10 protein-coding genes are annotated in these 12,126 nt (G+C 64.3%); 9 read left to right on the top strand and 1 reads right to left on the bottom strand.

Translation table 11 applies throughout. The annotated features are described in order from the left end of the window. Positions 1-218: 218 nt before the first annotated feature. From HMPREF3036_RS12435 to HMPREF3036_RS02570, 9 genes are all read left to right on the top strand, one after another. The gene (locus HMPREF3036_RS12435; protein WP_005435112.1) at positions 219-353 is read left to right on the top strand and encodes a MotA/TolQ/ExbB proton channel family protein; all 135 of its coding nucleotides are present in this window, start codon (positions 219-221) and stop codon (positions 351-353) included. A gap of 12 nt (positions 354-365) precedes the next feature. Then, entirely contained in the window at positions 366-629 is a 264-nt protein-coding gene (locus HMPREF3036_RS12220; protein ID WP_255358795.1) for a MotA/TolQ/ExbB proton channel family protein, read from the top strand. 13 nt (positions 630-642) lie between these two features. Further along, entirely contained in the window at positions 643-1,035 is a 393-nt protein-coding gene (locus HMPREF3036_RS02600) for a biopolymer transporter ExbD (RefSeq protein ID WP_005435114.1), read from the top strand. Beyond that, on the top strand, positions 1,013-1,450 hold the full coding sequence (locus tag HMPREF3036_RS11470; RefSeq protein ID WP_082897322.1) for a hypothetical protein: 438 nt from the start codon (positions 1,013-1,015) through the stop codon (positions 1,448-1,450). Before HMPREF3036_RS02600 ends, HMPREF3036_RS11470 begins: the two co-directional genes overlap by 23 nt. After that, positions 1,425-1,775, top strand: a complete 351-nt coding sequence (locus HMPREF3036_RS02590; RefSeq protein WP_005435116.1) for an alpha/beta hydrolase — start codon at positions 1,425-1,427, stop codon at positions 1,773-1,775. The genes HMPREF3036_RS11470 and HMPREF3036_RS02590 overlap by 26 nt, the downstream gene beginning before the upstream one ends. Before the next feature lie 86 nt (positions 1,776-1,861). Then, the gene (locus HMPREF3036_RS02585; RefSeq protein WP_062331277.1) at positions 1,862-3,868 is read left to right on the top strand and encodes a sensor histidine kinase; all 2,007 of its coding nucleotides are present in this window, start codon (positions 1,862-1,864) and stop codon (positions 3,866-3,868) included. A 93-nt stretch (positions 3,869-3,961) separates the two neighbouring features. Further along, positions 3,962-4,684, top strand: a complete 723-nt coding sequence (locus HMPREF3036_RS02580; protein ID WP_038006872.1) for a response regulator transcription factor — start codon at positions 3,962-3,964, stop codon at positions 4,682-4,684. Between the two features lie 202 nt (positions 4,685-4,886). Beyond that, positions 4,887-7,331 carry a DMSO/selenate family reductase complex A subunit gene (locus HMPREF3036_RS02575; protein ID WP_062331274.1) on the top strand — a complete coding sequence of 815 codons (2,445 nt, stop codon included), beginning with the start codon at positions 4,887-4,889 and terminating at the stop codon, positions 7,329-7,331. A 20-nt stretch (positions 7,332-7,351) separates the two neighbouring features. After that, positions 7,352-7,990 carry a DMSO/selenate family reductase complex B subunit gene (locus tag HMPREF3036_RS02570; protein ID WP_062331271.1) on the top strand — a complete coding sequence of 213 codons (639 nt, stop codon included), beginning with the start codon at positions 7,352-7,354 and terminating at the stop codon, positions 7,988-7,990. Positions 7,991-8,435: 445 nt separating this feature from the next. Here the strand turns inward: HMPREF3036_RS02570 and HMPREF3036_RS02565 are convergent, their stop codons facing one another. Next, positions 8,436-11,990, bottom strand: coding sequence for an autotransporter family protein (locus HMPREF3036_RS02565; RefSeq protein WP_062331269.1), 3,555 nt, complete (start codon positions 11,988-11,990; stop codon positions 8,436-8,438). Between the last annotated feature and the right edge of the window lie 136 nt (positions 11,991-12,126).

The raw sequence follows: 12,126 nt of genomic DNA, 5'->3' as shown, positions 1-12,126 counted from the left end.
GGCAGGGAAGCCCCGTCCAATTAATAATTGGGCGTGGAGGATTCACGCCGAACTCGTTGCCGATGAGGGAGCCCTTGGACTTGAGGCCGAGCATGTTGAAGTGGCTCGAGGTGACCATGCCGACGACGGCGGTGCGGTTCCGTCCCATTGGGCGGGACCGCATTCGCGCACTGCGGGCTCCGGAAGCCAAACCACAACCACCACAACAGGAACCCCATATGGAATGGATGAAGGAAGCCGTCGACTACGTGATCTTCGGCATTCTCGGCCTCATGGGCTTCGTCGCACTCTGGCTCACGATCGAGCGCATGCTCTTCCTCAAGCGCTACAGGCCGGCGGACTACGCCTCCTAGGAGGAGCGCGGCATTGCGCTCACGAAGAACTTCACGACGCTCTACATCATCTACTCGAACGCCCCCTACGTCGGGCTGCTCGGCACGGTGATCGGCATCATGCTCACGTTCTACGACATGGGCAGCACGGGCGCGATCGACGCGGGCCGCATCATGACGGGCCTCTCCCTTGCGCTCAAGGCCACGGCGCTCGGTCTGGCCGTCGCGATTCCGACGCTCATCTCCTACAACGGCCTGCAGCGCGCGATGAACGTCGCCTCAAGGCGCAGGGCCTGACGGAGGAGAGCTCATGACGATCGAAATCCCGAAGAAGGAGCCCCACAACATCGTTCCCTTCATCGACATCATGCTCGTGCTCCTTGCCATGGTGCTCTCGGTCTCGACCTTCATCGCAAAGGGCGAGATTCCGATTGCGCTGCCCGAGTCGAGAAGCGCGCAGGCTCCCCTCAAGAATTCGAACGAGGTCCTCATCCAGGTGACGGGCGAGGGAACCCTGCACTGGAACGGCGAGGAGGCCACGCACGAGGAGGTCGACGAGCGGCTCCGCGGCATCTCCCGAGACGTGCGGCTTGTTCTTCGCATCGACCGCACCACGAGCTTCGAGCACTTCATCCGTCTTCTCGACATGATCAAGGGCGTTCATCATGAAAACTTCGTCATTGTCGCCGAAAAGCGCGGCTAAGGCGGGCGGCGAGACCCGCACGGCGTTCGCCGCAGCCTGCGCGCTCTACCTCCCGTGCCTGACGCTCGCCGTCTGGGGCGCGTCCCTCGCGCCCGCACCCGCTTCCGTCGGCGCAGAGGGCATCATGCTCGCCGTCGCACAGTTCGAGAGCGCCGTGGCGGCCCCCGCCACCGCCGCCGAACCCGCTGCGGTGCCCGAGCCGGAACCTGAGCCCGAACCCGCGGCGGAACCCGAACCCAAGCAGGCCGCGGAGCCTGAACTCAAGCCTGAGCTCGAACCCCGGCCGGAACCCGAGCCCGAACCCGAACCTCAGCCTGAACCTGAAAGGTCGCGCCGTGACGCACGTCCTCATGGGACACTCCTTCGGAGGTCTCTTTGCGCTTTCGACGATGGCTTCCCGCCCCGCGCTCTTTGACGCCTGGGTGGCGGCCGATCCGTCGCTCTGGTGGGACGGCGGCGTGCTCGTCCGAATGCTGGAGGAGAATCCTGCGGCGGGGCGCTCGGGCGCCTTCGTCTATGCGGGCTTCGGCTCGGTCCTGAGGAAGACGGGCGGCACGACGGCAAGCCGGAATCTCGCCTCCGAAGACCGCTTCAGGGCGGCGCTCGAGGGCTTTGCCGGGCCCGATGCGAAGGTTGTCGTGGAGGACTATCCGCGCGAGACCCACGGCACGATTGCGGTCCCCGTGTTTCACGAGGCGATGAAGCGGCTTCTCATCGGAGGGGCCGCGGCAGGACGCTGAGCGAGCCGGCGGCGCTTGGGTTCTTCGGCAGGAAACGGGATGCCTTCGTCTTCTCGCGGTGCGCAAGATTGTGCATAATCACCCTCATGAAGATGAAATTCCGCACCTACGTCATTGCGGCGCTTGCAACCACGGCGCTCGTGCCGCTCATTGCCTGGAGCCTCCTGCAGTGGAGCGACATCCGGTCGAGCCTTGCCAAGGACGACTGGGAGCAGCGCTTCTTCACGGGCATCGGCTCGGCCTTTCTCGTCGAGAGGATGAAGAGCGTTGACGTCTTTGCGGCCCACGTCGAGTCCGAGACCGCCAAGCGCCTGCGCGCAGGCGTGACGTGCGCTTCGCTCGAGGGCTTTCTCGCGGAGCTCGCAGCCGCAAATCCCTATATAAAGTCACTGAAGTGCACGGGAGCCGACACGCCCGCCGCCCGTGCGGCGCGGTCCGGGGGCACGGCCTGGAGGCTCGAGCCCGGCGACGACGGCGGCTCGCTCAGGTTCTACAGGCGGATTGCCGACAGGGCGGACGTCGTGATCGAGGGGACCGCCGAGCGAGGCGAGCTCTTCAGGGACATTGCGGCGATGTACAACATGCGCGGCGTGCGCTTCGTGCTTCTTGACGAGGAGCGCCGCTACGTCTGGCCCGTTCTGGGACTTTCCGGACGAGCCGTCTGGGACCACGCCCTCGGGCGCGAGGGCCTGATCGAGGAGGCGGGCGAACGCTTCTGGATGAGCGCCAACCGCTTCTCTCACGGCGCGCCGCAGTGGACCATGATCGCGCTCAAGCCCCAGGAGGAGCGCATCGCCGACAGGCGCGAAATGATCGGACGCACGCTTCTTCTGGCCGTGCTCGTGCTCTCGCTCACGGCCGCCGCGGGCTTTGCGGCCATCAGGCCCCTGAGCCGCTCGATGAGGCGGCTGCGCGGAGACCTGGACGAGGCCTCCTACGGCACGCCCGAGACGACGCTGGCATCGGGCCCCGAGGAGTTTCTCGAGTTCCAGAGGGCCTACAGGGCGCTTCGCGAAAAGCTCGACGACCGCAGGCGGCGGCTTGAGGCCGACAACGTCCGCCTCGAGGAGACCGTCGAGCGCAGAAGCAGCGAGCTAGAGGCCCGCGAGCGTCTCTTCGCACAGGTCTTCGACGACATTCACGAGGGCATGATGCTGCTCGACGAGGACTGGCGGCTTCGCTACGGCAATCATGCGGCGGGCACCCTGATCGGCGTTGACGGCATGGCGCGTCTGGCCGAAGTCTGCCGCAGCGGACTCGAGCGCAGAAGCGACGGCACGGCCCTCGTCACGATCGAGGCGGGCGGACGAAGCCTGGTGCTCGAGTGCGACGCCTTCCCGTTCGGCGCGGCTGCGGACGGTCTGCGCAGTGGCTGCTGCGTGCTCTTCAGGGACGTGACGGGCAGGACCGAAGTCGAGCGCATGAAGGACGACCTCATCAGCATCGTCGCGCACGAACTGCGCACCCCGCTCACCGCCTGTCGCCTGCAGCTCGACCTTCTCGTCAAGGAGAACGGTCCGCAGTCCGCCTATGCGGCCATGGGCGAGGACCTCGATCATCTCGGCAGAATCGTCGACGACTGGCTCTCCGTGGCCAGAATCGACGGCGGCTCCTACAGGGTCGAGTCGCGCATCGTGCAGACCATGCCGCTCGTCACCCGCGCCGTGAGACTCGTGAGAAGCCGCCACGAATTCCGCTTCGACTACGACATCGCCGAGGAGGCCGAGTGCATCCGCGTCGATCCGTCGGCCTTCGTCGAGCTGCTCGTCAACCTCTTCACCAACGCCTGCCGCCACGCAAGGCCGGGCGAGGAACCCCGCATCGAATTCCGCGCACGCGTTGACGAAATGCTCGTCGTGGACGTCTGCGATTCGGGCACGGGCTTCCCCGAGGGCGAGGCCGAAAAGCTCTTCGACCGCTTCTATCAGGTCGAGCAGGGCAACAAGCGCCGCACGGGCGGCACGGGGCTCGGCCTCGTCATCTGCCGCGCGATCTGCCGCGCCCACGGCGGACGCATCGAGGCGCTCAGACTTGAGGGACGGACCGTCTTCAGGATCACGCTCCCGATGCCCTCGCAGACCGACGGGCTCTGACGCATTCCTTTCCCGCAGGCCTCCATGCGCACCGCAGGCCTGCGGACGGATACGACGACGGTGCGCAGTACGGGCCGGAGGCTCCCGACAGACATGACCACACGACCTCTCATTCTCATCGCCGACGACGAAACGCGAATCAGGCGCCTGACGGCCGAATTCCTCGAGCAGTCGGGCTTTGACGTCTGTCAGGCGCAGGACGGCGAGGAGGCCCTCGAGGTCTTCAGGCGCTCGCCCGTCGAGCCCGATCTCGTCGTGCTCGACCTGATGATGCCCGTCAAGGACGGACACGAGACGCTCGCCGAACTGAGAACCTTCTCAAAGGTGCCCGTCATGATCCTCACGGCGCGCGACCTCCTGCAGGACAAGACGAAGAGCTTCAACACGGGGGCGGACGACTACCTCGTCAAGCCCTTTGCGTTCGCGGAGCTCGAGGTGCGCATCAGGGCGCTGCTTCGACGCGCCTCAGGCTCCGACATGCGGGTCTCGAAGGTCGTCGCAAACGGCCCGCTTGAACTGCGGACCGCCGAGCACGACCTCTTCTGGCGCGGGCGCTCCGTCCCGCTCACGGAGCAGGAGTTCAGGATCCTCTCGGCCCTCGCGAAGCACCCCGGTGCCGTCATCCGCTATGCGGAGCTGCTCCGCCAGGGCTGGGGCGACGGCGAGGTTGACGTCGCGCGCCTCAGGGTGGCGGTTGCGCGCATCCGCAAGAAGCTCTCCGCCAACGGGATCAATCCCATGATCATCTCCTCCTTCACGAACGTCGGCTACCTGATGGGAGACCTCACGAACTACGACGAGGACTTCGGCCTCTGAAGAAGAGGACCTGCACGCGGCGCGGATCACGGATGTTATTTCCCTGAAACAATCCCGTCCCTGCGGAAACGGGGCGGAAATGCGCGCTCCTTATCATGAAGGCACATCGAAGGGCCGCTCCGAATCTCCCACGCCACGGAGAAGGCCCGCAGGGGCGGACGCAATGGGGCGTCCGCCGGACCTTCAACAGTGCAGGTGATCCATGACGGTCGATCTTCAACGCCGCCGCGTCTTTCAGTCAGCAGTTGCCGGAGGCGCCCTCAGCCTCGGCGCCTTTGTTCCCACGCCCGTGAGCGCCGCCGTTGCCAGGGCGGCCGCGGACATCGAGGTCATGACCTGGAGCGGCTGCGCAGTCAACTGCGGCTCCCGCTGCCAGCTCCGCGTCTTCTCCAAGAACGGACGCGTCATCCGCATCGAGACGGACGCCTCGGGCGACGCCTCCGCGAGCACCATCGACGGCGGCTGCACGCAGATCCGCGCTTGTCAGCGCGGCCGATCCATGCGCCAGCGCATCTATGCGCCCGAGCGCCTCAAGTTCCCGATGAAGCGCGTCGGCCGCCGCGGCGAGGGCCGCTTCGAACGCATCTCCTGGGAGCAGGCCCTCGACGAAATCGCCGCCCGCCTCAAGGACACCATCGACCGTCACACCAACGAGTCCGTCATGATCATGCACGGCTCGGGCAATCAGGCGCTTGTCAACTCGAGCGCGGCCACCTACCGCTTCTTCAACATGATCGGCGGCTCGCTTGCCTGGTACTCCGACTACTCCACAGCCTGCATCCAGAACGCCTGGCCGTACCTCTACGGCCGCTTCGACTACGGCGGCGTGCGCAGCAAGGCCGCAGGCCAGGGCTCCTACTTCTCGCAGGTGAAGAACGCGAAGCTCTACGTCACGTTCGGCAACAATCCCGCCGTCACGCGCGCCTCGGGCGGCGGACAGTCCTGGGAGTTCTTCAGCGCCGCACGCAGGAACGGCACGCGCATGGTCTTCATCGACCCGAGCTACTCCGACACAATGGCCGGACGCAACGCCGAGTGGATTCCGATCCGTCCCGGCACCGACGCGGCCCTCTGCGAGGCGATCGCCTACGTGCTCATCACCGAGAACCTCGTCGACAAGGCCTTCATCGACCGCTACACGATCGGCTACGACGAGGACTCGCTCCCTGCGTCCGCCAAGCCCGGCTCGAGCTACCGCAGCCACATCCTCGGCCTCGGTCCCGACAAGACTCCGAAGACGCCCGAGCGCGCCGCCGGCATCACGAACGTGCCCGCAGAGCGCATCGTGCGCCTTGCCCGCGACATGGCCGCCGCGAAGCCCTGCTTCATCTCGCAGGGCTGGGCGCCGCAGCGCCGCATGAACGGCGAAACGCAGTCGACGAGCATCGCCATGCTCCCGATTCTGCTCGGCCAGATCGGCCTGCCCGGCACCAATTCGGGTGCCCGCGAGGGCGACTCCTACGGCCTTGACGCCGGTCTGCCCACGGGCGCCAACCCCGTCAAGGTGGGCATGCCCGTCTTCCTGTGGCCGCAGGCCGTCGTCGACGCCGCCTCGCTCACGGCCGAAACCGCCGCCGTGCGCGGCGCGCCGGCCCTCAGGCACAACATCAAGTTCATCTGGAACACCCAGTCGAACACGCTCATCAACCAGCACGGCGGCATCAACCAGCTCCGTCCGATCCTCGAGGACGAGACGAAGGTCGAGACGATCGTCTGCGTCGACACGCAGATGACGCCCTCGGCCATGTTCGCCGACTACGTGCTCCCCGACGTCTGCCATCAGGAGTCGATCGACCTCATGGCCGACTCCTATGCCGTGGGCGACCAGAACTACCTGATGCTCAGCGACAAGGCGATCGATCCCGAGTGGGAGCAGAAGCCCAACTGGGAGATCATGCGCGGGCTCGCCCGACGCTTCGGCTGCGAGGCCGCCTACACCGAGGGGCTCGACCTCGAGGGCTGGGTGCGCCGGCTTTACGCCGAGGCGAGGAAGAACCTCCCCGGCATGCCCGCCTGGGACGAATTCCGCAGGACCGGCATCTACAAGTACCGCATGGAGGGCGACAGCGGGATCGTCATGGAGGACTTCCGCAGGGATCCCGACAAGCATCCGCTCGAGACCCCGAGCGGCAGGATCGAGATCTATTCCGAACGTCTTGCCGAGATCGCCCGCACCTGGAAGCTGCCCGAGGGCAGGGGACAGGAGATTCATCCGATCCCGCGCTACGTGCCGACGGACGAAATGGTTCAGGTGGACCCGAAGGCGAAGCAGTATCCGCTTGAGGCCTTCGGCTACCACGGTCCCGGCCGCACGCACTCGACCTATCACAACGTGCCGTGGTTGCGCGAAGCGCATCCCGACGTCGTTCTGATGAATCCCGTCGATGCGCAGTCCAGGGGCCTCAAGACGGGCATGCTCGTTCGCGTCTTCAACGACCGCGGCGCACTCGTGCTCCCCGTCAAGGTGACGCCGAGGATCATTCCGAGCCTCGTTGCCTTCCCGCAGGGCGCATGGTACAGGCCCGACGAGAAGGGACTCGACAGGGGCGGGTGCTTCAACGTGCTCACCCAGCTCAAGCCCACGCCGCTCGCGAAGGCCAATCCCTCGCACACGAACCTCGTCCAAGTTGAAAAGTTCAGGGGCTGACCCAAGGACCCTCAAACGCCATGAAGACTCAATACGCCTTTCATTTCGACAGCTCGCGCTGCACGGGCTGCAAGACCTGCGTGATCGCATGCAGGGACAAGAACGACATTCAGGATCCGAAGCTCGCCTTCAGGACCGTCCATGAGGAAACGGGCGGCAGCTGGAGCCGCAATGAGGACGGCAGCTGGTCCCAGAACGTCTGGGCCTACTTCGTCTCCGTCTCCTGCAACCACTGCTCGAAACCAGCCTGCGTGCGCGTCTGCCCGACCGGGGCCCACGCCCGCCACGAGGAGCTCGGCGGCCTCGTCCTCATCGACAGGGACGTCTGCATCGGCTGCGGTGCCTGCGCCGTCGCCTGTCCCTACGAGGCGCCGAAGCTCGATCGCAAGGCGGGCAAGATGCGCAAGTGCGACATGTGCGTCGACCGTCTTGCAAGGAAGGAGCTTCCGGTCTGCGTCGCCGCCTGCCCGCAGCGCGCGCTGGACTTCGGCACCGTCGAGGAGCTCAGGAAGCGCCACGGCGACGACGGCATGATCGCGCCGCTCGCCGCAGGCGACTACACGAAGCCCAACCTTCTCATCACGAAGTGCGCACAGGCCCAGCCCGCGCCCGAGCGCACGAGAAGCTGGCCCGACTTCCTCAATGACAAGACCGCCTGAGGCGGCTCAACAGGGCGTACAGGGGAACGGCGTCACGGGCGGGCAACCGTCCTGACGTCGGTTTCTCGGACAAAAACTAACGGCTGCGAACAACAGGGGAACAGCAGCACCTCGGATGCGCCGGCTTGACGGCCGGCGTTTTGGGCCTGCCGGCCTCGTGTGGGGGGCGGCGGGCCGCTTTTTTGGATTTCAACAGGTGCACATGACCGCACCTGAGATGACAATTCTTGTACCGACCTCCTGGCCGGCTGAAATGCCGGCGATTCGGGGCCGCCGATCCTGCGAAGGAACGGCGGGCCTTTTTTTCAAGGTCCGTCCCAGGAGGTCCGCTGCGCGTCGTCTCGTCTGAGACGAAGTCCCGATGACGGTTTGCGGACGAAAAGAACGCCCGGCCCTCCGTGAGGAGGACCGGGCGTTTCGTCAGGTCGGAACCGTGAGCGGTCGATTAGAAGTCGACGCGCATCGTGGCCTCGATGGCGTGGTTCTGACGGCCGGCGTCACCGGCGGAGAGACCGTAGCTCATGCCGAGGTTGAGGTTCTTGTAGGTGGACATGTAGCCGACCTTGAGGTCGCCCACGAAGCTGCCCGAAACGTCGTAGTCGATCGTGTCGGTCGTGGAGGAGCCTTCAAGCGTGTAGGACGATTCCGTGTCGCCGAAGCGGCCGCGGAGCGTGACGTCAACATAGGGCTTGACCTCGAAGGTCTGGAACATGAAGGACGGGGTCTGGACCGTCACGCCCACGGGCACTTCGAAGATCGTGGCCTTGTCTTCGGACACGTCGAAGAGCTTCGTGGTGCCGGCGGCGATTTCATAGTCGTCCATGTCGACGATCGAGAGGCGGGCGCCGGCGTGCGGCGTCAGCGTGAAGGCACCCGTCTTGAACTCGCGTTCGGCACGGATGCCGGCGGAGAGGGCCTTGGCCTTGAGTTCGGAGGCGAGCTCGAGGTTGCCGAGCTGCATCGTCACGTCGCCGTCGGTCGTCACATAGGAGAGCGTGCCGATGACGTTCGTCTCACCGTACATGCGGGAGCCCCAGAGGTGCAGGCCGACGTTCTTGACATCGGTCGAGACGGGGAGGACGTCGCCTTCGCCGTCGGCATCACCCGACTGGTAGGAGGCGGCGGCACCGATCGTCCAGCCGTTCTTCAAATGGGTGTCGAAGCCGCCCATGATGCCGTAGGTGTCAAGGGAGTAGCCGTAGGCGGAGCCGCCCATGGAGAGGTCGTCCGTCTTGAGACGGGCGCCCAGAGGCTGGATCCACCAGCCGCCCATTTCCTTGGGCATCGTGGCGGCATGATGCTCGATCATGTCGGCCGTGTAGCCCTGGAAGTCAACCGTCATGGCCTTGACGCCGGAGATGGCGCCCAGACCCGTCACGGAGTTGATCATGCTGCTGATCTCCTGGAGCGAGGCGCCCGTGGAGAGGATCTGGTTGATCAGCTGGGTGTCGGGACCCGTGGAGCGTTCGCCGGCGAAGATCTTCGAGACGAGGTTCTTCGCGGAGACGTTGAGGCCGGAGCCTTCGACGGTCTTGCCGCCCGCAACGATCATCCATTCTCCTTCGGAGTTCTTCTCAATCGTGAAATTGTCGCCGACCTGGTCCTTCCAGGCGTCGGCGGCGGTGAGCTTGCCGTCCGTGAAGGTGAGCTCTTCTTTAGCGATGCCGGACTGGTCAAAGTTCTCGAAAAGCTTGTAGGCACCCCAGGTGAGGTTGGAGCCTTCGAGGTTGATCGTGCCGGTGGCATCGATCTTGCCCTTGGTTCCTTCGGCCGTGAAGAGCGCGTTGCGGTTGAAGTTGGCGGCGTCGAACTTGAGCGTCGTGTCGCCGGCGAACGTGAGCTCGGCACCAAACTTCTCGGGTTCGGAGGGGGTGTCGGCGGTCTTCTTCGTGGCAGTGCCGAAGGTCACCTTGGCGTCTTCACCGAACACGACGGGCGCGCCGACTTCAAGGACGAAGTTCGGGGTGGTGCCGGTGGTGGACGGCGTGTCGGCCTTCACCTTGTCGGCCATGGTCGTGGCGATGTTGAGACCGAGGTAGCCGGATTCAGCCGTCAGCGTGCCGTTGATCTTGTCGGTCTTGTGGATGATGACGTCGGAACCAGTGATGTGGAGCGTGCCGTCGCCGAGCGAGAGAGAACCGACTTCAACGCGGGAGTTGTCTTTGATCTTCAGCGTCTGGGTGCCCATGGCTTGGGTGATGGCGTCGACAGTGACGGAGCCGCGGTCAACGGGTTCTTCCTTGCCGTCGGCGGTGGCGACGGTCTTGTCAAGCTTCGACATGTCGGCCGGGACGGAGGTCTCGGTCGTGGCAAACGTGATCGAGCCGATGGCGACGTCGCTGTTCGTGATCTTCTGAACCGCGTCGACAGTGGCTTCGCCGATGGCAAGCTTGTCGGTATCATCCTTGATGGACTTGTCGTAGGAGATCGTGAACTTCTCCTTCTGTTCTTCGGTCAGCGTGCCGAGGAACTTCTCGAGGTTCTTGGCGTAGTCGTCCTTCGTCCACTTGGAGGTGTCGAGCTTGATCATCTTGTCGTCATCGGTGACGTCTTTGTTAACCTTTTCAAGGGCGGTCTGGATGAAGCCCTCGAGCTTTTCAACCTTGAAGGACGGCGTCACCTTGAGGACCGTCGAATTGAGCGTGAGGTTGCCGAGCGACAGGGAGGCCGAGTAGCCATGTTTTGTGAGGTCGTCAGCCTTCTCTGCCTTGTTGTTGGAAATCGTGAGCCGGGCGTTGTTGTAGACCGTGACGGAGCCGAACTTGGTGACATCCCAGGAACCCTTCTTGTCTGTTTCGGCATCGCCTTCGGTACCGGTCTTGGAAGTGGCGGTTTCTTCTTTCCAGACGGCCTCATAGTTGGAAAGCGTGACGTTGCCCTGATGGTAGTCGCCGTCGGCATCGATCTGGCCGTTGATGGCATCCTTGGCATCGTCAACCTGCTTGAAGGCCTGAGCCTTGCCGAAGGTGAGGGAGGCGCCGGAGGCGAGGTACTTGTATTCGGCCTTGGAGAGGTCGAAGGATCCGCCCTGAGCGAAGGAGCTCACGGTGAGGCCCTTGTTGACGGTGAACGTGCCGCCTTCGGTCACGGAAACGAGGTCGGCGATGGTGGCGCTGGTGCCGGCATCATAGTCGTACACAAGGTGGTCGGCGGAGAGGGTGCCGGCGGCACCGACGGTGACGGCATTCTTCTTCTGGGCCTTGATGGTGCCCCAAGTGGACTTGCCGTTGATTTCGGCATTGACGGCATCGGAGGCGATGGTGAGGCTGGAGCCGCTGTCAAGAGCGCTTTTGGCGTTGAAGAACTTGCCGCCGGTCTTGAGCGTGACATTGCCGTAACTCACGCGAGCGCGCGTTTCGGGCGTCTTGTCGTCTGCGCCTTCCTTCTTGTCGGCTTCGGTCTTGAGCTTGTAGCCCTTGTCTTTGTTCGTGAGGGTGGCGTTCTTGAGCGTGATGTCGCCCATGACGACGGAGGCGGGGGCGGCCTCAAATTCGGTGTTGTTGGCGAGGCCGTTGATCGTCACGTCGGCGTTGGTCTTGAGCGTGCCCGTGTTGACAAGGGAGCCGTTGACCGTGATCGCCTTGTTGGCTTCGATCGTGCCGTTGTTGACGAACGTGCCGCCTTCAGCGACGTCAAGGCCGACGTTGAGCGTCAGGCTGGAAAGTTTGTTGGTGAGCTTGCCGGCAGTCTTGTCGTCTGTGCCCTTGCCGATCGTGATCGTCTTGTGGCTCGCGTCGGTGCTTTCGTCGATCGTGACCGTGCCGGAGGCGTTCGTGAATTTGTCGTCGAACTTCTTGGCCCAAGCTTCGTCCCAGGTCTGTTCGTTCTGGACCGTGCCCGCGACGGTCTTGTCGGTGGTGCTCTCGGCGGTGCCGATGGTCAGCTTGACATTCGTTTTGGCTTCTTCGGTTTCGCCGGCCATGGCGCCTGCGGAGAAGACGGCGAGCGTGGTCAGGACGGCCGCGACGAGCGGCTTCCTGGAGAAGGTGGCGTTGCTCATTGTTGACGATCCTGGTGTCGTACATGAGTGGCAAATACCCGCAAGGATACCAAAGACAGGCGTTGGGAAGAGCGCCTCTCTGGGGCCGCCTTGACCTGCATCAGGAATAGTTAGAAAATAATCTATACAACTAGAT

Origin of the sequence: Sutterella sp. KLE1602, from assembly GCF_001578585.1 — a bacterium.
GTDB lineage: Bacteria > Pseudomonadota > Gammaproteobacteria > Burkholderiales > Burkholderiaceae_F > Sutterella > Sutterella wadsworthensis_A.
This window is presented reverse-complemented; position numbering and strand designations above follow the sequence as displayed.